Origin of the sequence: Citrobacter sp. Cs237, from assembly GCF_030332325.1 — a bacterium.
GTDB classification, from domain to species: Bacteria; Pseudomonadota; Gammaproteobacteria; order Enterobacterales; family Enterobacteriaceae; genus Citrobacter_A; species Citrobacter_A sedlakii.
This window is the reverse complement of record NZ_JAOWIB010000109.1, coordinates 326,652-347,171: the sequence shown is the minus strand read 5'-3', so window position 1 is coordinate 347,171 and position 20,520 is coordinate 326,652. Positions and strand designations below refer to the sequence as shown.

Here is a 20,520-nt window from a genome sequence, read left to right as displayed (position 1 = left end):
TCAGCGTCCTGCTTTCAACTTCTGATAATACTCTTCGTAGATTGCGCTGGCCGCGCCTACGTCGTTCTGCCATTCCCCTTTGCTGACGATTTCCGCATCCGGGTAGAGCGATTTGTCATTGGCGACTTCCGGGCTGAGTAGCTTACGCGCCGCCAGGTTTGGCGTCGGGTAACCGATGGTTTCCGCTACTTCTTTCGCCACATCCGGGCGCAGCAGGAAATTGATCAGCTTAAGCGCGCCTTCTTTATTTTTCGCGTTTGCCGGAATGGCGAGGCTGTCCATCCAGAAGATACCGCCTTCTTTCGGCCAGACGACTTCCAGCGGCGTACCCGCCTGGCGCGCCACGAACGCAGAACCGTTCCATACCATCCCGAGGTTGACTTCACCCTCCATGTACGGATTTGCCGGGTTGTCGGAATTAAAAGCCGCCACGTTTGGCATCAGTTTTTTCAGCTCGTTGTACGCCGCTTCAATCTCTTTCGGATCGGTGGTGTTGCCGGAATAACCCAGTTTGCGCAGCGCCATCTGGAACACTTCTCGCGCATCGTCGGTCAACAGAAGGCTGCCTTTGTATTCCGGTTTCCACAAATCGGCCCAGCTGATGACGGTTTTCGGGTCAATGCTGTCGCTGTTGACGCCAATGGCCGTCGCCCCCCAGATATACGGAATGGAGTAGTCGTTGTTTGGGTCAAATGGCTTGTTCAGCATGTCAGGGTCAAGGTTGCTGAAGTTGGTCAACGTCGACTTGTCGATCTTCTGGATCATGCCTTCTTTGCGCATTTTATCCACGTAATAGGTGGACGGAACCACCAGATCGTACGCGCCTTCTTTATAGGTTTTGAGCTTGGCGTACATGGTTTCATTCGACTCATAGGTCGAATAGATAACCTTAATGCCGGTCTCTTTGGTGAACTGTTCCAGCAGACCTGGCGGAACATACTCGGTCCAGTTGTAGAAATAGAGCGTTTTACTGTCGTCCGCGTGCGCGGCGCTCATACCGATAGCGAGAGCGCCTGCCGCGAGCAGGTGGCGTGACCATTTTTTCATTTAACGTCCCCTGAGATTAACGCCTGACTCTCCAGGCGGATTGAACAACACTTACGCCTGACGAGACAGGCTCTTCGTTTTATCGCGAGCGATCAGCTGGCTGGCAATCACCATCACCAGCGACAGCACCAACAGGATTGTCGCCAGCGCATTCACCTCCGGTGAGACGCCGACTTTCACCATGGAGTATATTTTCAATGGCAGAATTTCATAACCCGGTCCGGTGACGAACGACGAGACCACCACATCGTCCATTGACAGGGTAAAGCTCAGTAGCCAGCCTGCCGCCACCGCCGGCATTGCCAGCGGCAGGATGATTTTACGCAGAATAGTCAGTTCGCTGGCGCCCAGATCTTTTGCCGCTTCCAGCATTCGCACGTCAAATCCTTTCAGACGCGAGTAGACCGTCACCACCACGAAAGGCAGACAGAACGTGATATGCGAGAACAGCAGCGACCAGAAGCCGAGCTGGATGCCAAGCAGCATAAACAGGACCAGCAGCGAAATCGCCATCACGATATCCGGCGACATCATCACCACAAACAGCATACCGCTGACGAACGGTTTCCCGCGAAAACGGTAACGATACAGCGCTACCGCGGTCAGCGAACCGATCAGCGTGGCGAAAGTAGCAGAAAAGATCGCCATCGTCAGCGAGTGCTGAGCGGCCTGCAGCAGGCTGTCATTATTCATCAACAGGCCATACCATTTTGTGGTAAATCCCTGCCAGTTAATGCCGAATCGCGAGCTGTTAAAGGAATTCACAATCAAAATAATGATGGGAATATACAGGTACGCGTAGATAGCGGTCATAAAACCGCCGCGGAGCAGTCGACCGATCATTCGAGTTCCACCTTCTTATTCAGCAGTCGCGACGCGCGCCAGTAAACCAGCAGCATCAGGCCCATCACGATGGTCAGCGTAATGCTGGTCGCTGCGCCGAACGGCCAGTCGCGGATGTTCAGGAACTGTACCTTAATCACGTTACCGATCAGCAGGTTTTTCGCGCCGCCCATCAGATCGGAGACGTAAAACAGACCCATCGCCGGCAGCATCACCAGCAGACAGCCCGCGATAATGCCTGGCATGGTCAGCGGAATGATAATGCGGATAAAGGTTTGCAGCTTGCTGGCGCCGAGATCTTTCGCCGCTTCCAGCAGCGGTTTATCGAGCTTTTCGATGCTGGAATAAAGCGGCATAACCATAAATGGCAGCAGGATATAGACCAGACCGATAATCACCGCCCCCGGCGTAAACATAATGCGAATAGGCGTGTCGATGACTCCCAGCCACAGCAGAAACTCGTTAAGGTAGCCTTTGGTGCTAAGGAAAATTTTCAGCCCGTAAATGCGGATCAGCGAGTTAGTCCAGAAGGGGACGATCAGCAGAAACAGCAGCAGCGGACGCACTTTTTGCGGCAGTTTCGCCAGAAACCAGGCAAACGGATAACCCAGTGCCAGACAGGCGAGGGTGGCAATCAGCGCCATATTCAGCGAGTGCAGCAGCACGTCGAAATAGAGCGGATCGAGCAGACGCGTGTAGTTGTCCAACGTAAAGACCATTTTGACGAAATTTGCATCGTCACGGGTCAAAAAGCTGGTGCCAATGATCATCAGGTTGGGCAGAAAGACAAACAACACAAGCCAACCGACGATAGTGATAATCACCACATTCTGGAATTTACTTGTGTTCTTCATCAGCCAGTACGACCTCCCAGCTTTCTACCCAGTTAACGGCCATTTTCTGGTCGAGCGAGTGGTCAAAGTCGGGATCGTCTTCATTGAAGAATTCACTGACCATCACCATCTTACCATTTTCCAGTTCGACAACCGACTCAAGGGTCATCCCCTTGTAGTTGCGCTCGCGCACGTAGCCGATAAGCCCTTCGCCAGGCGAATCGTCGTTAATTTCTTCCACGCGCAAATCTTCCGGGCGCAGGAGAACGTGCAGTTGTTGCCCTGGCTCAACGGCAAAATTCACATAGATATTGCACTCGCGGCCTTCAACGTTCGCGCGTACCCGCTGTTCGTCTAACCGTTCAATGACTGTCGCATTGAACATATTAATTTCGCCAATGAATCCGGCAACGAACAGGTTTTTTGGCTCTTCGTAAATTTCACGCGGCGTGCCGTCCTGCTCAATGCGTCCGTCGCGCATGACCACAATGCGGTCGGACATGGTGAGCGCTTCTTCCTGGTCGTGGGTGACGAAGACGAACGTGATGCCGAGCTTACGCTGCAAGGCTTTCAGTTCGTTCTGCATCTGCTTTCGCAGTTTATAGTCCAGCGCCGAGAGTGACTCATCCAGCAGCAAAAGACGCGGTTTATTGACGACTGCCCGGGCGATGGCCACGCGCTGCTGCTGACCGCCGGAAAGCTGATGCGGTTTGCGCTGTGCGAACTCTTCCAGTTGCACCATCCGCAGCGCTTCAGTTACGCGCGGGGCAATTTCCGCCGCCGGGGTTTTTTGCATACGTAACCCAAAGGCCACATTTTCAAAAACGGTCATGTGGGGGAATAACGCATAGCTCTGGAAAACGGTGTTTACGTAGCGGTTTTCTGCCGGAACGTGGGTGATGTCCTGGTTATCCAGCATAATCTGACCGGAATCCACGGTTTCCAGACCGGCTATCAGGCGAAGCACGGTTGTTTTACCGCAGCCTGAAGGACCCAGCAGCGTGAGGAACTCGCCATTATTGATAGTCAGATCCAACTGGGAAATGACCTCTTTGCCATCGAAGCTTTTGCTGATACCTGATAAAAGAACCAGCGGTGAAAGCGAACGCGGTTGTTTATTCAATTTTTTTCTCTGTCCCATGTAGACGTATCGGATGGCTGACCGATACGGGGTTTGTGGTTGACCACCTTGGTGACTCTTAAAGAGGGCGGTCATTCTACGGCAAACCACTGTAATCGCCAATCCTTGTTATAGTCAGTAGGGGTCTGAAGAGAAATATTCTCGTTTGCGGGGATAAAAGTGACCTGACGCAATATTTGTCTTTTGTGGCTTCCTGATAATGTTGTCACAAATAGTGAGGATGACTGCATGGATAAACTACTTGAGCGTTTTCTACACTACGTTTCGTTGGATACCCAGTCGAAAGCGGGTGTGAGACAGGTTCCCAGTACAGAGGGACAGTGGAAGCTATTACATTTGCTCAAACAACAGCTCGAAGAGATGGGGCTGGTCAATGTGACGTTAAGCGACAAAGGGACGCTGATGGCGACGCTGCCGGCGAATATCCCCGGCGATATCCCTGCTATCGGTTTCATTTCACATGTGGATACCTCACCAGATTTCAGCGGCAAAAACGTGAATCCGCAAATTGTTGAAAATTATCGCGGCGGTGATATTGCGCTCGGCATTGGCGATGAGGTGCTGTCGCCGGTCATGTTCCCGGTGCTGCATCAGTTGCTGGGACAAACGCTGATCACCACAGACGGTAAAACGCTGCTTGGCGCGGACGACAAAGCGGGCGTGGCGGAAATCATGACCGCGCTGGCGGTACTGAAAGAGAAAAACATCCCCCATGGCGATATTCGGGTGGCCTTTACCCCGGATGAAGAAGTGGGCAAGGGGGCGAAGCACTTTGATGTCGCGGCGTTTAACGCGAAGTGGGCTTACACCGTTGACGGTGGCGGCGTCGGCGAACTGGAGTTTGAGAACTTCAACGCGGCGTCCGTGAACATCAAGATTGTCGGCAATAACGTTCATCCCGGCACCGCGAAAGGGGTGATGGTGAACGCCCTGTCGCTGGCGGCGCGTATTCATAACGAGGTGCCCGCAGATGAAAGCCCGGAAACCACCGACGGCTACGAAGGCTTTTATCACCTGGCGAGCATGAAAGGCACCGTCGATCGCGCCGATATGCACTACATCATTCGCGACTTCGACCGCAAACAGTTTGAAGCGCGGAAGCGCAAGATGATGGAGATCGCCAAAAAGGTGGGCAAAGGGCTACACCCGGACTGCTATATCGAACTGGTGATCGAGGACAGTTATTACAACATGCGAGAGAAAGTGGCTGAGTACCCGCATATCCTCGACATCGCCCAGCAGGCCATGCGCGACTGCGATATTGAACCGGATATGAAGCCGATCCGCGGCGGCACCGACGGCGCGCAGCTGTCGTTTATGGGACTGCCGTGCCCGAACTTGTTCACCGGCGGCTACAACTATCATGGCAAGCATGAGTTTGTGACGCTGGAAGGCATGGAAAAAGCGGTACAGGTGATTGTGCGTATCGCTGAGCTGACGGCGAAGCAGCCGTCGTCTTGTTGAGACCGGATGGCGCCGTATTGTCCGGCCTACGGGAGGTGATCCTGCAGGCCGGATAAGCGAAGCGCCGACTTACCCTTCGAAGAACCAGTAGCCGCTGTTGACCAGCGCGGCCAGCATCGCCAGGAAGGACGGATCGTCCAGCGCATCGCCAAAGTTTTCGGCGGTAAGCACGATGTGGCTGGCAAGCGCTTCCAGCGCCGGACGATGCGGAGAGTCGATCTTCTCGCCGTTGGCGTATACCTCACCGTCCACGCGCAGAACGCGCAGACCACCCAGGCGTACCAGCACGTCGCCCTGCTTCAGGGCATCGTAGATTTCGTCGGGCTGATACGGCGGCTCCGGCGGGGCGATATCCAGCTCGTGGCGAGACTGGGAGATAAATTCCCCAAACCATTGCTTAAAGTGTTCCGGTTGGTTAATCAGATCGAGCATCATCGTGCGCAGTTTGTCCATTTCCTGCGGTAGCACGTCAGCCGGGTGCTCACGTGGGGGAACGTCCGGGTCGCTGTAATACGTGCTGCCCAGTTCGCGTTGCAGCACATAGTCGGCAAACCCGCTGATCAGTTCGCGGGTATTCGGTGCGCGGAAGCCGACGGAATAGTTCATTGCGTTTTCCAGCGCATAGCCTTCGTGCGGGAATCCCGGCGGGATATACAGGATATCGCCCGGCTCCAGTTCTTCATCAATGATCGCCTCAAACGGATCGACCTGTAAAAGGTCCGGATGCGGGCAATGCTGCTTCATTTGCAACTTTTCACCGACGCGCCAGCGACGGCGGCCAGTCCCCTGAATGATAAAGACATCGTACTGATCCAGATGCGGACCCACGCCGCCGCCGGGTACCGAGAACGAGATCATCAGGTCGTCAATACGCCAGTCCGGCAGGGCGCGGAAAGGGCGCATGAGCGCGGCGGTGGGCTCGTGCCAGTGGTTAACGGCCTGAACCAGCAGCGACCAGTTGTTCTCGCCGAGATGATCGTAGCTTTCAAACGGACCGTGGCTGACCTGCCATTTGCCATCCTGATGGCTTACCAGACGGCTGTCGACTTCGCTTTCCATCGCCAGCCCCGCCAGTTCGTCAGGAGAGAGCGGATCGATGAAGTTATTAAAGCCGCGTTTCAACACCACCGGGCGTTTTTGCCAGTGGCGTTCAAGAAAGTCGGGCCAGTTGAGAGTTAATTGGTATTCCATATTGCGCATCCACAGGCTGTTCGTTGCAACCGATTATAACGGATGCGTAACAGGATGAATGTAGTGAGCGCATATTTATTAGCGAAGGTCCCGTGATTTTCGGCGTTAATCGTCTTTTTGCCCCGGCTGCTGGTGTCCAAAAATTACCTCCATTCGGGCGCCGCCCAACAGACTGTCGCTGGCGATAATCTTGCCGTCGTATTGCTCGGTAATTTCACGAGCGACCGCCAGTCCCACGCCTTGGCCCGGACGCAGTGTATCCACCCGCTGACCGCGATCAAACACCAGATCGCGCTTGCTCTGCGGGATGCCGGGACCGTCATCTTCCACCACAATATGCAGATGGTCGTCGGCCTGGCGGGCGGAAATTTCGACAAATTCGAGGCAATATTTGCAGGCGTTATCCAGCACGTTGCCCATCACTTCGACAAAGTCGTTCTGTTCACCGACAAAACTCACTTCCGGTGAAATATCGAGGCTGATAGTGACGCCTTTACGCTGATAAACCTTATTGAGCGCCGAGGTCAGGTTATCCAGTAAAGGGGCCACCGGATGCAGTTCCCGGCTGAGCAGTACGCCACCGCCACGCATACTGGCGCGATGCAGGTAATAGCCAATCTGCTGAGAGATACGGCTGATTTGTTCAAGCATCACCGGCTCGGCGTCGCTAACGCTCAGCTTTTCACTGCGCATTGAACGCAGCGTACTTTGCAGCACGGCCAGCGGCGTCTTCAGGCTATGGGTCAGGTCGGTCAACGTGGTTCGGTACTTATCGTAGCGTTCGCGTTCGCTTTTCAGCAGACGATTAAGGTTGCGCACCAGACTGGTCAGTTCGCGCGTGGTTTCCGGGTTTAACTGTTCGCGATGGTGTTCCTCCAGTTCCCGGACTTCGCGCGCCAGCGCCTCGATAGGGCGCAGGCTCCACCAGGCCGCCACCCACAGCAACGGAATCACCAGCAGCAGGTTGGCTGCCAGCACGTAAATAAACCAGCTCCAGACCATATAAGAGCGTTTAAGCTCAATGGGAATTGTGTCGACCACCACAATCGTCAACTGCGGCATACGCGCCGTCGCCGGGTAGACGTTTACCGCGACCGAGTGGGTCATTTCCGCGTCGTCATCGTCTTCCCGTACCTCTTTCAGTTGCGCCTGCACCGAGTGGTCTTCGTTTACCAGCGTGCTGGTGGCGTCAATATCGGCTTCGATTTCGTGAAAACCGTTGGTTTTCAGCCAGTCGGGATGAATAAGTTTTACCAGCCACGGCACATTACGCTGCGCCCAGAGCAGCTTGCCGTTTTCATCATAAATCAACGAGATCGTGGGGCTTTGCATATCGAGATGCTCCGGGATCTCGACATGGATCTTATTGTCCTCCCACCTGGCGAGCGTATAGAAAAGATTGCTCTCGCCGCGCAGCAGGCGGAAGGTCGTTTTGTCAAAGCTGACGCTATAGCCCACCAGCGCGACTGCGCCATAGGCCAGAGACAGCACCAGCACCACCCCTGCAGTCGCCAGTAAAAAGCGTAGCCGCAGAGACAGCGGAAAAAGGTGACGCAGCAGTTTATTCATTAGCGCAGTTCGAACAGATATCCCTGACCACGGACGGTGGTAATCACGTCATGGGGATACAGCGCCTGAATCTTCTTGCGCAGACGGCCCATCAAAACGTCAATGGTATGACTTTCACGCAGTTCAGCATCCGGATAGAGCTGTAACATCAGCGCATCTTTACTGACCACTTTGCCGTTATTACGGATCAGCGTTTCCATAATGGTGTATTCAAAGGCGGTCAGCTTAATGACTTCATCGTTCACCGACAGTTCACGGCGAGAAAGATCGACCTGGAAAGGGGGAATGGAGATAATCTGTGAGGCATGGCCGCTGTTACGCCGCATCAACGCCTGCATGCGTGCCACCACTTCCTCAATGTGAAACGGTTTGGTGACATAGTCATCCGCCCCCGCGCTCAGCACCTCCACTTTGTCCTGCCAGCCTTCGCGCGCAGTCAGCACCAGAACCGGTAGGGAAACGTCATTCCCGCGCCAGCGACGGATCAGCGACAGCCCGTCTTCATCGGGTAGTCCGAGATCGACGATCGCGATATCTGGCACGTGTTCGTTAAGATAATAGTCGGCCTCTTTGGCATCTTCGGCGTCATCAACCTGATGTCCTGCATCCTGAAGTTGCACCTTCAGGTGGTGGCGTAACAACGCATTATCCTCAACAACCAGTACGCGCATCATCTTTTCTCCCTATATATACGGTATGAATAGTTTAACGCTGATTATGTTGCTGTGGGGATAAACATTTAATAAACCGGGGAAGGGGAAATGCCGGAAGCGCACCGGCACGGAAAACACGTCTGGCCATTGCAGGCCGGATAAGATGCCGTTGCATCATCATCCGGCACAGGCGGGTGGCTTATTTTAGCTCATCAACCATTGTCACGGCGCGACCAATGTAATTCGCCGGGGTCATCGCTTTCAGCCGCGTTTTTTCGTCTTCCGGCAGCGCCAGACCGTCGATAAACTGCTTCATCCCTTCAGCGTCAACGCGTTTGCCGCGGGTCAGCTCTTTCAGCTTTTCATACGGTTTTTCAATGCCATAGCGACGCATTACGGTTTGGATCGGCTCTGCCAATACTTCCCAGTTGTGATCCAGTTCGTCCAGCAGACGATCGCGGTTCACTTCCAGTTTGCTTACCCCTTTCAGGGTGGACTGATAGGCGATCAGCGCGTAACCAATACCCACGCCCAGGTTACGCAGCACGGTTGAATCCGTCAGGTCGCGCTGCCAGCGGGACACGGGCAGTTTGCTGGCCAGATGTTGCAGAACCGCGTTTGACAGGCCCAGGTTACCTTCGGAATTTTCAAAGTCGATCGGGTTTACTTTATGCGGCATGGTGGAAGACCCGATTTCGCCCGCAATGGTTTTTTGCCTGAAGTGGTTCAGCGCGATGTAACCCCAGACGTCACGATCGAAGTCGATCAGAATGGTGTTGAAACGGGCGATACAGTCGAACAGTTCGGCGATGTAGTCGTGCGGCTCAATCTGGGTGGTGTACGGGTTCCACTGAATGCCCAGCGAGGTGACAAATTCTTCGCTGAACTGGTGCCAGTCAACCTCCGGATACGCGGCGATGTGTGCGTTATAGTTACCGACCGCGCCGTTGATTTTACCCAGGATTTCTACCTGGTTCAGCTGGCGGAACTGGCGCTCCATGCGGTAGGCCACGTTTGCCATCTCTTTGCCCATGGTCGACGGTGTTGCCGGTTGACCGTGAGTACGGGAGAGAAGGGGGATGTCGCGATACTGCACGGAAAGATCTTTTACCGCGTCGATCATTTTGCGCCAGTACGGCAGGATCACTTCGTCGCGCGCGGTTTTCAGCATCAGCGCGTGTGAGAGGTTATTAATATCTTCTGAGGTGCAGGCAAAGTGAATGAATTCGGAAACCGCGTGCAGCTCAGGCACCTCCGCCACTTTCTCTTTCAGGAAATACTCGACTGCTTTGACGTCGTGGTTGGTGGTGCGCTCGATGGTTTTAATGCGCGCGGCGTCTTCTTCATTGAAGTTTGCCACGATAGCGTCGAGGAAACCGTTTGCGTCGGCAGCAAAAGCAGGAACTTCCTTGATCGCTGCGTGCGCGGCCAGTTTTTGCAGCCAGCGTACTTCTACCTGTACGCGGAATTTCAGCAAACCGTATTCGCTGAAAATCCCGCGCAGCGCGCTGACTTTATCGCCGTAGCGTCCATCGACAGGGGAAACGGCGGTCAGTGAGGATAATTCCATAGATCACAACTCCGGGGTTAAATGAGCAAGAATTTGTTTTGCCTGAGTGGTCAGGCGATTACGGGAAAACATGAGCTGCAGGCGGCCTCCGCCAACCTGGTGCCAGAGCACGGCGGCGCGAATCCCTGCCAGCAGCGAGGCGCGAACTTTGGCCTGCACCTGCGGGCTTTGCAGTACGGCGGGGGAACCCGTCACCTGAATACGCGGTCCCAGCGGGCTGATGACGTCGACATAAATGCCGGCCATGGCGCTCATCAGCGTTTCCGATTGAAGATCGAAGTGTTCCAGCTGGCGCTGCAGGCCATTAATACGATCGCCCAGGGTATCCAGCGCGCCTTTGGCGGCGGAGAGTTTGCGCTCCAGCACCATCAGGCTCAGGGTATAGCGGGTTAGCTCTGCGTTTAGCCCCTGGCGACTGCTGGCGTTGAGCACGCCGAGCAGGGTCTCCAGGCCGAGGCGCAGATTGGCTTCGCTACCGCCGAACACCCCCAGCGTTGAGCTGGGGTTCATATCAATGACGCTGTTCAGTGAGACGTGGAGTGCATCGGCATCACAATGTCCCTGGTGCGCCAGTTGTTGCACCAGGCGTGCCGACTGGCAAATACCTGCCAGGGCGAGGGTGATGTCATAGTAATTTTTTGCCACGTTCACTGCTTCCTTGTATTTAAGAGGTAAAAATTAGACCGGCAACGGCAGGCGCTGTTCGATAATGCCGCCGCCGAGGCACACTTCGCCACGGTAAAAGACCGCCGACTGGCCCGGCGTGACCGCGGCAACCGGTTCGTCAAAGATCACTTCGATGCGTTCGTCATCCAGCGCGTTCACGGTGCACGGAATGTCAGTCTGGCGATAGCGTGTTTTCACCGTGCAGCGCATTGTGCCGGTGAACGGCTCGCGATCCACCCAGTGCAACTGTTGCGCCACCAGGCCGACGGACATCAGGCGCGGGTGTTCATGGCCCTGCGCGACAACCAGGATGTTGTTCTCAACGTCTTTATCGACCACGTACCAGGGATCGTCGGTCCCTTCTTTGGTGCCGCCGATGCCGAGTCCTTTACGTTGTCCCAGCGTGTGATACATCAGCCCCTGGTGCTGGCCAATCTCTTCGCCGTCTACGGTAACGATTTTACCCGGCTGTGCCGGCAGGTAACGGCCAAGAAACTCGCGGAACTTACGTTCGCCGATAAAACAGATGCCGGTGGAGTCTTTTTTCTTTGCCGTCACCAGGCCCAGATCTTCGGCTATTTTACGCACCTGCGGCTTGGCCAGTTCGCCTACCGGGAACAGGCTTTGCGCGATTTGTTCATGGCTGAGGGTATACAGGAAGTAGCTCTGGTCTTTATTGCCGTCGAGCCCGCGCAGCAGACGGCTTTTGCCGTCCACATCAGCGCGGCGCACGTAGTGCCCGGTGGCGATAAAGTCAGCGCCTAAATCTTCTGCGGCGAATTCAAGGAACGCTTTAAACTTGATCTCTTTATTGCACAGAATATCCGGGTTTGGCGTACGTCCGGCTCTGTACTCCTCAAGGAACAGCTCAAAGACGTTATCCCAGTATTCTGCGGCAAAGTTAACGGTGTGCAGTTCAATGCCGAGCTTATCGCAGACGGCCTGCGCGTCAGCCAGATCGGCCGCCGCGGTGCAGTATTCCTCACCGTCGTCTTCCTCCCAGTTCTTCATGAACAGGCCTTCTACCTGATAACCCTGTTGTTGCAACAGCCAGGCGGAAACGGAAGAGTCGACACCGCCGGACATCCCGACGATCACTTTTTTTGGGCTTTCTGACATTGGAATACTCACGACATTGAACTTCAAGGCGGCGTATTCTATCACGCACCCCTTTTAGTTGACACCCTCAGTAAACGGCCAGTTAAATTCACCGACCATGTCCAGTGGATAACGCTCTGGCCGCTGATAGCTGCGAATACTTTCGGCCACCAGCGGCGAACGCAGGTTCGGGGCGCGAAGAATCTCTTCTGCGCTGACCCAGCGGCAGCAATCGATATCGCTGTCATGCGGTTCAGTGTCGCACATATTGGCAAGTTCAATAGAGAACAGAAAGCGGAGAAAGGGCGTTTTGTCGGGCGCAATCCATTGATGCATACGAATAAAGTATTGAGGTTGCGCCTTAATCCCGGTTTCTTCCCACAGCTCGCGCGCCGCCGCTTGCACCAGCGTTTCGTCGGCTTCCAGATGTCCGGCAGGCTGATTCCACAACGCTTTGCCGTTTATCGTTTCTTCGACCACTAAAAATTTGTCTTCTGCATGGACGATGCAGGCAACCGTGACGTGTGGTTTGAACATACTTTATCCTTTATTTGCATTGGTGACGTCTCGCCACTCGCCGTTAGCGAGATTATCCAGCGTGTAATCCCCCATGGCATAGCGAATCAGACGCAGCGTCGGAAACCCGACGTGCGCGGTCATACGCCGCACCTGCCGGTTACGCCCTTCATATAAGGTGATCTTCAGCCAGCGGGTAGGGATGGTTTTCCGCTCACGAATCGGCGGGTTGCGCGGCCACAGCCAGTCAGGCTCCGCGACAAGCTCGACGCCGGCGGGCAGGGTGGGGCCATCGTTCAGCGTGACGCCATCGCGCAGCGCGTTCAGCGCTTGCGTCGTAGGGTCGCCTTCAACCTGCACAAAATAGATTTTGCCGGTGCGTTTGCCCGGCTGCGTCAGGCGCGCCTGTAGCGCGCCGTCGTTGGTCAGCACCAACAGTCCTTCGCTGTCCCGGTCCAGACGGCCTGCGGCATAAATCCCCTGTACGGGGATAAAATCTTTTAAGGTGCGCCGTCCGGCCTCGTCAGTAAATTGTGGCAAAACATCGTAAGGTTTATTGAATAAAACCACGCGTTTTGGCTGGTTTTCTTTGCGCCGCTTAGTGGCTTGTCGCGAGCTGAATCGCTCAACCCGGTGATTTCTAAAAGAAGTTTTCTGCATGGTATTTTCAGATTATAGCAATTGCCGCATTATAGCCTAATCACGAGCGTCTTTCATGGCGGCGAACATTAGGGTAGTATTGACATGCTCATTACAAAACATTAACAAAAAATTGCTCTAACGCATTCGTGCAGCAGGACGCAATGGCACATGCAGCGCGATGACAGACGAGCAAACCAGAAGCGCTCGAAGGAGAGGTGAATGGAAAGCAAAGTAGTTGTTCCGGCGGAAGGTAAGAAGATCACCCTGCAAAACGGCAAACTCAACGTTCCTGAGAATCCGATTATCCCGTTTATCGAAGGCGACGGTATCGGTGTTGATGTAACCCCTGCCATGCTCAAAGTGGTCGATGCCGCGGTCGAGAAAGCCTATAAAGGTGAGCGTAAAATCTCCTGGATGGAAATTTACACCGGTGAAAAATCCACCCAGGTTTATGGTCAGGACGTCTGGCTGCCCCCTGAAACCCTGGATCTGATTCGTGAATACCGCGTGGCGATTAAAGGCCCGCTGACTACCCCGGTTGGTGGCGGTATCCGCTCTCTGAACGTTGCGCTGCGTCAGGAACTTGACCTGTACGTTTGCCTGCGTCCGGTGCGTTATTACCAGGGCACCCCAAGCCCGGTTAAACACCCGGAACTGACCGACATGGTTATCTTCCGTGAAAACTCTGAAGACATCTACGCAGGTATTGAATGGAAAGCGGACTCAGCGGACGCTGAGAAAGTGATTAAATTCCTGCGCGAAGAGATGGGCGTGAAAAAAATCCGCTTCCCTGAGCACTGCGGTATCGGTATCAAGCCGTGTTCTGAAGAAGGAACCAAACGTCTGGTGCGCGCGGCAATCGAGTACGCGATCACTAACGATCGTGACTCCGTGACCCTGGTCCATAAAGGCAACATCATGAAGTTCACCGAAGGCGCGTTTAAAGACTGGGGTTACCAGCTGGCGCGCGATGAGTTCGGCGGCGAGCTGATCGATGGCGGTCCGTGGGTGAAAATCAAGAACCCGAACACCGGCAAAGAGATTGTCATTAAAGACGTCATTGCCGATGCGTTCCTGCAACAAATCCTGCTGCGTCCGGCGGAATACGACGTTATCGCCTGTATGAACCTGAACGGCGACTATATTTCCGATGCGCTGGCTGCGCAGGTTGGCGGCATCGGTATCGCCCCGGGCGCGAACATTGGCGACGAGTGCGCGCTGTTTGAAGCGACTCACGGCACCGCGCCGAAGTACGCAGGTCAGGATAAAGTGAACCCGGGCTCCATCATCCTTTCTGCTGAAATGATGCTGCGCCACATGCAGTGGTTCGAAGCCGCAGACCTGATTGTTAAAGGCATGGAAGGGGCGATTGCCGCGAAGACCGTGACCTATGACTTCGAACGTCTGATGGAAGGCGCTAAGCTGCTGAAATGTTCAGAGTTTGGTGACGCGATCATCGCCAATATGTAATTCAGATTCTGGGTGACACCATAACGGGAGCCAGTGGTTCCCGTTTTTTATTTTTTTCCGATAACGTCTGCCAGGTATAGACTGACTGCGGGCTGTTAGCGAATGGCTAATGATGCACCACGGTTTTTCCTGGGCGAAAGGTGTTAATACAGATTACGAAAGATAAACATTCGCTGCTGAAGGGCCATGCAGACCGTTTATTCGACAAAACTCAACGCGTAACCCAGGGGTCAGTACTTCTGAATCGCGAAGGCTGAGTGCGGAAATGTGAAGCTGAACATCTTTGCGGCCATCGGAGGGGCTGATTAGACCTTTACCGCTTTTGCAGTCAAAGGTTTTGACAATTCCTGTCATTTTATGGGACAAACAAATTCCTTAATGCTAATTACAGGGGGCACTATACACGTGCTTAAAGAGAACGCCAGAGTTATTTTCTGGCTATAAGGATATCCGGATGGCTAAAATAAACATTGCTTAACGGATACGTCCATGCGTTAATGACCTCATCGGTTTAAGAACAAACGATCTATAAAGTTGTTTACTCAAGCAGTTCTCATTTCAGGTATATTCTCTTTGTCCCTTCTTTGAGTCTTCCCACTATTCACTTCGTCGTTTCTGTAAAAACCCTACGCCGGAAGGCTCAAATTAAGGTATCGATCATGTCAATTAAAAAGACAGGCTTAGTAAAAGAATTCAACGCTGAAAAAAGTTTCGGTTTTATTGCTCCGGCTGATGGCAGCAAAGATGTGTTTGTCCCTTCTTCTGCAATTCAGAGCGACAATTTTAAAACGTTAAATGAGGATCAGGACGTCGAATTTAGCGTAGACCAGGGCCCCAGAGGCCCGCACTTTAAGGTGACCGTTATGACTCCTCATATCCACTTCAGATGTCCATGTTGTCATGGTTCTCAGTACAGAACCTCTGCTTTTGATGTTACCGAGAAAAACCCTTTCGGCGCAAAATGCATTTTTTGCAAATCTGTCATGGTGACATTTGACAATATTACACAGTACATTCGTTCCGGTCAGACACCGGTAGACTACCGAAAATAATTGAGGCTCCGCCGGGAGCCTTTTGGCATTTTTATCTCCCTTCCTTTTTGTGATGAAACGCGGCTAATCAGGATTATGGTACTCAAGTCGGTATCCCTCCGGACACCTCTGTGCGCAGGGTGGCATTTGTTATCAGCGAGCCGGAAGGTGTCGGTGTGAACGAGGTTATTTTCCGTCCGATGACACAGGCGCTGTAAACGGCGCCTTCACATTTTACGCTACCTTACTTTCTGGAATTAATAAGAGCGAGAGCCAAAAGGTTCTCGTTTTTTATTGTCGCGAATACGGTATAAGCAACATAATTCGAGAAATATTGCCGTGTTAATAAGGAATTTCCGTATTATTTTTCCTTGTTGTGCAGGTCCCGGTTTACTATTGGTTTACATTATCTGTGTTTAGATGGACGCGTTTGATTTAAGCCTGTCATTGGTTTTTATTCCCTCCCGTGCGTGATTATGCGCAGCAGGTCAATTGTCTTTTAATGAAAGGATACGTCTGGTTCACTGTTGTTATATCAGGTTTTGCCGTGGCGTCCCTGAAGTGAGAAATGAAATGAGCACACAAGGATGGTCAGCAAATACCTCCGCAAGCACTCTTATTTATCATGTTGTTGCCTCTACGCTGGCCTGCGGTTTTGCGGTGTTGTCGCCCGCTGTCGGGGCGGTATCATTAATTCCTGTAGAAACAGAAACGACGAATGAGCGTTGTAATATTAACTGCCTCATTTCTGGCGAGACAGTAATATACAATGGAGATGCTGTCGTAAAAAATATTATTGTCGAAATGTCTGTCCCACAAAAAATTAGTGGTGTTTTAGAATTACAGGATAACGCCACGTCTTACGGCACGGTACTTAACGATAAAGGTTTTGAAAATGTCAGAGATAACGCCGTTGCCAGGGGGACGATTATCAACAGCAATGGTACGCAAAACGTTTATTCTGAAGCGGTGGATACCGTTGTTCAGGGGAGCGGCGGACGCCAGTATGGTTATGAAAATGCGCTAATCACCGGCACTCAGCTCAATAACGGCGGGCAGCAATGGCTCAAGGATAACGCGCATGCAAAAAACACAACGATAGAGGAAGGCTCTTCACAATACCTGAGTGACAGCGCGCGGGTGACAGACACCACGATTAATCACGGCGCGCAGTATATTTCTGGCTTAAATGCGGTTGCAGAAGGTACAACCCTTAACGGAACGGCTCGTCAGCAGCTTACCGGTGGTTTGGCGGTGAATACCACTCTCAACGGAAACAGTGTTCAGACACTTCAATTCCAGACCTGGGCGCCGGGCTTCGTGGAAAATACGATACTGAATGATAACAGCGTTCAGTATGTTTACTTTTCCGCCTCCACGGCGAAAAAAACGCAGCTTAATGATACGTCGCGCCAGTATATTTATTTCGGCTCGCAGGCCGAAGACACGCATATTAACGGCGGCCATCAGATCGTTTATAGCGAAGGTTATGCGGACAGAACGAGGATTGACGCCGGGATCCAGTCGGTGGCGAATAATGCCATTATTAATGACACCACAATCAATGGCGGTCGTTCTTATTTATATGATGGCGCACGCGCGACTGGTTTTATGAATGTCGGGCAGGCGGGAGGCGTCTATATGGATGCCGGTGCGGTAGCCGATAACATCACGCTAGCCGGGACGCTGTATATTACCGACATTGATAACGACACCGCGGATCTGGACCCGGCTTATGTCGGCAATCTCACTCTCCAGGGAGGAAACGTAAGTTTTCTGCTCGACAGTTACGGCGAATATGCGGCTCTGACCATTGATAATCTTAGCGGCTCAGGTCACTTTTTATTTAACTCATCGCTGGCTAAAAAGAACGCGAATTTTGTCGAGATAGGTCAGGGCGCTGGCAGCTTTACTATCATGGTTTTTGACTCGGGACATGAAATCGCCGACGACAGGGACCTTACGGTGAATCTTATTCACGATCAACGCGGTGAAGCGGAATTTTCTCTGGTGAGCGCTAATTATCATCGCTCAGCCGCGATTGATGGCGGTACGTATCTTTATACGCTGTATCATCAACAGAATAAGGATGGCTACAGCGGCAATGTCTGGTATCTCGGCGCGATGACCGATGGCAATGAAGGTAACGAAGGCGATGAAGATAATGAAGATAACGAGGGCGACGGCGGCAGCGAAGGAGATAATGGGAATAACAATGGCAATGGCGGCGGTTCGCTGATTACGACCCCCTCTACGGATGCAGTCCTGAGCCTGGCGACCGTCGGCCTGAATGTTATGCGTTCAGAAATGGACGGCCTGCGCAGTTACCGTAATCACTCAGGCCGTGAGCGAAAGGCGGACGAGGGGAATGTCTGGGGCCATTATCTGGGTAAAAAGAGCCACGTTTCGGTCAGTAGCGGTGCTGAATATACGCTGCACCAAAACGGTTTGGAACTGGGCGGAGACCGAATGGCGGAATATCAGGATGGAACGCTTGTTAGCGGCGCGTTTATCACGCTGACCAAAAATCATGTCCTGCACGCCCGGGGCGGAAAAAGCCATGTGGACAGTTACGGTATTGGCGGCTACGCCACCTGGTATCATCACAACGGCGTTTATATTGATGGCGTGGTTAAAGCGAATAGATTAAATAATAACCTCAGGGTGCGTATGACCAATGGCGGTAATGCAACGGGAGAATGGCATCAATATGGTCTGAGCGCCGCGACTGAAAGCGGAATACTTTTCCAGCCGGATGATACCATCACCGTTGAGCCATTTTTTCGCCTTACCGGGACGCAAATTAATGATGCGGATATTCGTTTGTCAAACGGGATGAGGGCGAAGACAGGCGCGGCGCGTTCTCTTATTGCCGGGATGGGTATACGCACGGGAGGCCATTTTTCCAGCCATGACACTGTTATTGCGCCATACATTCAGGTGGAGGTTGAACAGGAATTAGCAAAATCGAATCGCACGGTAATCAATAATGTGAATCATTTTGATAATAATCTTAACGGTACCTCCGGTAAGTATGGCCTGGGTCTGTCTGCCGACGTAACTCGCACCGCCACGCTGTATGGTGAAATGAATTACCGACAGGGTCGCCATATTGAGGAACCCATTCAGGGTGTTGTTGGGATACGGATGCGCTTTTGATTTGCTATCGGCGCGCAAATAATAAGCAAACAGTGAATTAAAGGCGTTTCAAAAGGACTTTAGCTCTTGCAGGGTTAATTTGAGTTATGTATTATTCAGCCCGTTATCACTGATGAGTAAATTCTCAATCAGATAATGATAAACGGCTAACCGCCATTAGCTCATCTGGAAGAGCGAACGACTTTTGTTGTAGGGAACGGGGTTCGAGGCCTCGATGGCGGCCCAAATTTTAAAGGCCTGGACATTTGTCCGGGCCTTTTTCTTTTGTCAGACCAGCAGGTGAATACTGTTCACGACGGGCTTATTTTTTCGCATCTTTATAAATGTCGGCGACCGCTTCAAAATTCGGGCCATGCTGACGGGCAGCGACGATGTGATAATATTTGGCACCTTTTTCATCCGTCAGTTTCGACAGTTCTTCACGCAGATCGCTTGGTGAGGAGATGGCTCCGCCGCTCTGCGAAACGTTTACCGTCCCCACTTTTTCCAGTTTAAAATGATCAACTTCTTCTTTTGAAACCTGGTCAGCGGCAATGGCGCTGAAAGAGAAGGCTGAGACAAGCAGTGTGGTAGCGAAAGCAATTTTTTTCATATCGCGCATCCTTGTTAGGTTGATTGGTGAGAGTGAATTCACACATTTTTTAGTGTAGACCAATTTTCCAGCGAAGCGCTGTTTTCCGCACAGACACCGTCAGGTGTCTGCGCAGGGTTCTGTTCAGAGAAATTACTTTCCTTCCGTCACAATTTTCGCCGCCGCGGCCAGGACATCTTTACGCCATTTCGCATCCTGCTGTGGCTGTGTGAAATAGGTTACCAGCACCAGCGGGGCGCGGTCTTCCGGCCAGATCACCGCGATGTCACTCGTGGTACCGTAATCACCCGCCCCGGTTTTATCGCCCACCACCCAGTGTGCAGGAAGGCCGGCACGAATGCTCTGGCCCCCGGTGGTGTTGCCTTTCAGCCAGTCGACAAGCTGCGCGCGCTGGGGACCTGCCAGCGCGTCGCCCAGCGTGAGTTTACGCAGACTTTTGGCCATGGCCAGCGGCGATGTTGTGTCGCGCTCATCGCCGGGAATGGCGGTGTTTAATTCCGGCTCTTTGCGATCGAGACGAAACGTCGTGTCGCCAATGGAACGTGCAAACGCCGTGACGTTGCCGGGGCCGCCAAGATGCGCCAGCAGTTTATTCATGGCGGTATTATCGCTGTACTGTAACGTCGCTGCGCTTAGCTCAGCTAATGTCATCGTATTACCCACATATTTCTCTGTTACGGGATTCCAGTTGGTCAGATCGGCTTTTTTAATGGTCATTTTTTGCTGCAAAATACCGTCATGGGTTTCACTCTGTTTTAATACCGCGGCGGCGGTCATGACCTTACTGGTGCTGCACATCGCAAAACGCTCGTCTGCGCGGTACAGCACCTGCGAATTATCCGCGGTATTAATCAGCGCCACGCCCAGGCGTCCGCCAGATTGCTTTTCCAGCGCCGCCAGCTTTTTCTGAACCTGCTGCACGTCTGACGTCGCCTGCGCATGCAGTGAAGTGCTACTAAAAATGAAGGGCATAACAGCGGCAGCGATAAATACCGTCTGGCGAAACCGTTCTTTAAGCATACAAAACCTTCTTAA

The 20,520-nt window shown here is 52.9% G+C and carries 19 protein-coding genes, 1 tRNA gene and 1 pseudogene; 6 read left to right on the top strand and 15 right to left on the bottom strand.

Translation table 11 applies throughout. From position 1 onward, the window contains the following. Genes potD through potA form a run of 4 tightly spaced genes read right to left on the bottom strand, consistent with a single transcriptional unit; the run spans nucleotide 1 to nucleotide 3,864 of the window. Nucleotides 1-1,047 (bottom strand): spermidine/putrescine ABC transporter substrate-binding protein PotD, encoded by a 1,047-nt coding sequence (potD, locus tag OGY07_RS21825; RefSeq protein ID WP_286603117.1) that lies wholly within the window; start codon nucleotides 1,045-1,047, stop codon nucleotides 1-3. A 51-nt stretch (nucleotides 1,048-1,098) separates the two neighbouring features. Continuing rightward, the gene (potC, locus tag OGY07_RS21820) at nucleotides 1,099-1,890 is read right to left on the bottom strand and encodes a spermidine/putrescine ABC transporter permease PotC (protein ID WP_042287646.1); all 792 of its coding nucleotides are present in this window, start codon (nucleotides 1,888-1,890) and stop codon (nucleotides 1,099-1,101) included. Then, nucleotides 1,887-2,744 carry a spermidine/putrescine ABC transporter permease PotB gene (potB, locus tag OGY07_RS21815; RefSeq protein WP_060569621.1) on the bottom strand — a complete coding sequence of 286 codons (858 nt, stop codon included), beginning with the start codon at nucleotides 2,742-2,744 and terminating at the stop codon, nucleotides 1,887-1,889. The genes potC and potB overlap by 4 nt, the downstream gene beginning before the upstream one ends. Continuing rightward, on the bottom strand, nucleotides 2,728-3,864 hold the full coding sequence (gene potA / locus OGY07_RS21810; RefSeq protein ID WP_060569622.1) for a spermidine/putrescine ABC transporter ATP-binding protein PotA: 1,137 nt from the start codon (nucleotides 3,862-3,864) through the stop codon (nucleotides 2,728-2,730). Before potA ends, potB begins: the two co-directional genes overlap by 17 nt. A gap of 228 nt (nucleotides 3,865-4,092) precedes the next feature. On the opposite strand from potA, the gene pepT reads away from it, so the two are divergent. Beyond that, nucleotides 4,093-5,328: a peptidase T gene (pepT, locus tag OGY07_RS21805; RefSeq protein ID WP_042287643.1), complete on the top strand. Its 1,236-nt coding sequence runs from the start codon at nucleotides 4,093-4,095 to the stop codon at nucleotides 5,326-5,328. Nucleotides 5,329-5,397: 69 nt separating this feature from the next. Here the strand turns inward: pepT and roxA are convergent, their stop codons facing one another. The 8 genes from roxA to rluE form a co-directional block, all read right to left on the bottom strand. Continuing rightward, nucleotides 5,398-6,519, bottom strand: coding sequence for a [50S ribosomal protein L16]-arginine 3-hydroxylase (roxA, locus tag OGY07_RS21800; protein ID WP_042287642.1), 1,122 nt, complete (start codon nucleotides 6,517-6,519; stop codon nucleotides 5,398-5,400). A 105-nt stretch (nucleotides 6,520-6,624) separates the two neighbouring features. After that, nucleotides 6,625-8,088, bottom strand: a complete 1,464-nt coding sequence (phoQ, locus tag OGY07_RS21795; RefSeq protein ID WP_286603111.1) for a two-component system sensor histidine kinase PhoQ — start codon at nucleotides 8,086-8,088, stop codon at nucleotides 6,625-6,627. After that, nucleotides 8,088-8,759, bottom strand: coding sequence for a two-component system response regulator PhoP (gene phoP, locus OGY07_RS21790; RefSeq protein ID WP_042287748.1), 672 nt, complete (start codon nucleotides 8,757-8,759; stop codon nucleotides 8,088-8,090). The genes phoQ and phoP overlap by 1 nt, the downstream gene beginning before the upstream one ends. 181 nt (nucleotides 8,760-8,940) lie before the next feature. Then, nucleotides 8,941-10,311 carry an adenylosuccinate lyase gene (gene purB, locus OGY07_RS21785; RefSeq protein WP_042287640.1) on the bottom strand — a complete coding sequence of 457 codons (1,371 nt, stop codon included), beginning with the start codon at nucleotides 10,309-10,311 and terminating at the stop codon, nucleotides 8,941-8,943. A gap of 3 nt (nucleotides 10,312-10,314) precedes the next feature. Next, entirely contained in the window at nucleotides 10,315-10,956 is a 642-nt protein-coding gene (hflD, locus tag OGY07_RS21780) for a high frequency lysogenization protein HflD (protein WP_042287747.1), read from the bottom strand. A 33-nt stretch (nucleotides 10,957-10,989) separates the two neighbouring features. After that, nucleotides 10,990-12,096, bottom strand: a complete 1,107-nt coding sequence (gene mnmA / locus OGY07_RS21775) for a tRNA 2-thiouridine(34) synthase MnmA (RefSeq protein ID WP_060569624.1) — start codon at nucleotides 12,094-12,096, stop codon at nucleotides 10,990-10,992. 54 nt (nucleotides 12,097-12,150) lie between these two features. Further along, on the bottom strand, nucleotides 12,151-12,612 hold the full coding sequence (locus OGY07_RS21770; protein WP_042287638.1) for an NUDIX domain-containing protein: 462 nt from the start codon (nucleotides 12,610-12,612) through the stop codon (nucleotides 12,151-12,153). 3 nt (nucleotides 12,613-12,615) lie between these two features. Further along, nucleotides 12,616-13,251 carry a 23S rRNA pseudouridine(2457) synthase RluE gene (gene rluE, locus OGY07_RS21765; protein ID WP_286603102.1) on the bottom strand — a complete coding sequence of 212 codons (636 nt, stop codon included), beginning with the start codon at nucleotides 13,249-13,251 and terminating at the stop codon, nucleotides 12,616-12,618. Nucleotides 13,252-13,452: 201 nt separating this feature from the next. Here rluE and icd point away from each other — a divergent pair, with 201 nt between their 5' ends. Further along, nucleotides 13,453-14,703 carry an NADP-dependent isocitrate dehydrogenase gene (gene icd / locus OGY07_RS21760; RefSeq protein ID WP_042287636.1) on the top strand — a complete coding sequence of 417 codons (1,251 nt, stop codon included), beginning with the start codon at nucleotides 13,453-13,455 and terminating at the stop codon, nucleotides 14,701-14,703. Between the two features lie 153 nt (nucleotides 14,704-14,856). Here icd and cspF read toward each other — a convergent pair whose 3' ends face one another. Continuing rightward, the gene (cspF, locus tag OGY07_RS21755) at nucleotides 14,857-15,069 is read right to left on the bottom strand and encodes a cold shock-like protein CspF (RefSeq protein WP_286603099.1); all 213 of its coding nucleotides are present in this window, start codon (nucleotides 15,067-15,069) and stop codon (nucleotides 14,857-14,859) included. 293 nt (nucleotides 15,070-15,362) lie between these two features. Between cspF and OGY07_RS21750 the strand changes: the two are divergent. The 4 genes and pseudogenes from OGY07_RS21750 to OGY07_RS21735 all read left to right on the top strand — a co-directional run. Continuing rightward, nucleotides 15,363-15,548: pseudogene (locus OGY07_RS21750) on the top strand (cold shock domain-containing protein); the annotation flags it as partial. A gap of 18 nt (nucleotides 15,549-15,566) precedes the next feature. Beyond that, a complete protein-coding gene (gene ymcF, locus OGY07_RS21745) occupies nucleotides 15,567-15,755 on the top strand; it encodes a cold shock small protein YmcF (protein ID WP_042287743.1) in 189 nt (62 codons plus the stop codon). Between the two features lie 783 nt (nucleotides 15,756-16,538). Further along, a complete protein-coding gene (locus OGY07_RS21740; RefSeq protein ID WP_286603097.1) occupies nucleotides 16,539-18,893 on the top strand; it encodes an autotransporter outer membrane beta-barrel domain-containing protein in 2,355 nt (784 codons plus the stop codon). A 150-nt stretch (nucleotides 18,894-19,043) separates the two neighbouring features. Then, nucleotides 19,044-19,118 (top strand) — tRNA-OTHER (locus OGY07_RS21735). A 76-nt stretch (nucleotides 19,119-19,194) separates the two neighbouring features. On the opposite strand, the gene OGY07_RS21730 is transcribed toward OGY07_RS21735, so the two are convergent. Further along, a complete protein-coding gene (locus OGY07_RS21730) occupies nucleotides 19,195-19,485 on the bottom strand; it encodes a YdgH/BhsA/McbA family protein (RefSeq protein ID WP_042287633.1) in 291 nt (96 codons plus the stop codon). A 132-nt stretch (nucleotides 19,486-19,617) separates the two neighbouring features. Then, nucleotides 19,618-20,505: an SED family class A beta-lactamase gene (gene blaSED / locus OGY07_RS21725; RefSeq protein ID WP_286603094.1), complete on the bottom strand. Its 888-nt coding sequence runs from the start codon at nucleotides 20,503-20,505 to the stop codon at nucleotides 19,618-19,620. Nucleotides 20,506-20,520: the final 15 nt, after the last annotated feature.

Excerpts from the sequence above, each read along its gene's own strand:
- purB (WP_042287640.1), bottom strand. The coding sequence starts at position 10,311 with ATGGAATTATCCTCACTGACCGCCGTTTCCCCTGTCGATGGACGCTAC.
- OGY07_RS21770 (WP_042287638.1), bottom strand. The coding sequence starts at position 12,612 with ATGTTCAAACCACACGTCACGGTTGCCTGCATCGTCCATGCAGAAGAC.
- potC (WP_042287646.1), bottom strand. The coding sequence starts at position 1,890 with ATGATCGGTCGACTGCTCCGCGGCGGTTTTATGACCGCTATCTACGCG.
- pepT (WP_042287643.1), top strand. The coding sequence starts at position 4,093 with ATGGATAAACTACTTGAGCGTTTTCTACACTACGTTTCGTTGGATACC.
- phoQ (WP_286603111.1), bottom strand. The coding sequence starts at position 8,088 with ATGAATAAACTGCTGCGTCACCTTTTTCCGCTGTCTCTGCGGCTACGC.
- phoP (WP_042287748.1), bottom strand. The coding sequence starts at position 8,759 with ATGCGCGTACTGGTTGTTGAGGATAATGCGTTGTTACGCCACCACCTG.
- icd (WP_042287636.1), top strand. The coding sequence starts at position 13,453 with ATGGAAAGCAAAGTAGTTGTTCCGGCGGAAGGTAAGAAGATCACCCTG.
- blaSED (WP_286603094.1), bottom strand. The coding sequence starts at position 20,505 with ATGCTTAAAGAACGGTTTCGCCAGACGGTATTTATCGCTGCCGCTGTT.
- mnmA (WP_060569624.1), bottom strand. The coding sequence starts at position 12,096 with ATGTCAGAAAGCCCAAAAAAAGTGATCGTCGGGATGTCCGGCGGTGTC.
- rluE (WP_286603102.1), bottom strand. The coding sequence starts at position 13,251 with ATGCAGAAAACTTCTTTTAGAAATCACCGGGTTGAGCGATTCAGCTCG.
- roxA (WP_042287642.1), bottom strand. The coding sequence starts at position 6,519 with ATGGAATACCAATTAACTCTCAACTGGCCCGACTTTCTTGAACGCCAC.
- potA (WP_060569622.1), bottom strand. The coding sequence starts at position 3,864 with ATGGGACAGAGAAAAAAATTGAATAAACAACCGCGTTCGCTTTCACCG.
- OGY07_RS21730 (WP_042287633.1), bottom strand. The coding sequence starts at position 19,485 with ATGAAAAAAATTGCTTTCGCTACCACACTGCTTGTCTCAGCCTTCTCT.
- OGY07_RS21740 (WP_286603097.1), top strand. The coding sequence starts at position 16,539 with ATGTCTGTCCCACAAAAAATTAGTGGTGTTTTAGAATTACAGGATAAC.
- ymcF (WP_042287743.1), top strand. The coding sequence starts at position 15,567 with ATGACTCCTCATATCCACTTCAGATGTCCATGTTGTCATGGTTCTCAG.
- potB (WP_060569621.1), bottom strand. The coding sequence starts at position 2,744 with ATGAAGAACACAAGTAAATTCCAGAATGTGGTGATTATCACTATCGTC.
- potD (WP_286603117.1), bottom strand. The coding sequence starts at position 1,047 with ATGAAAAAATGGTCACGCCACCTGCTCGCGGCAGGCGCTCTCGCTATC.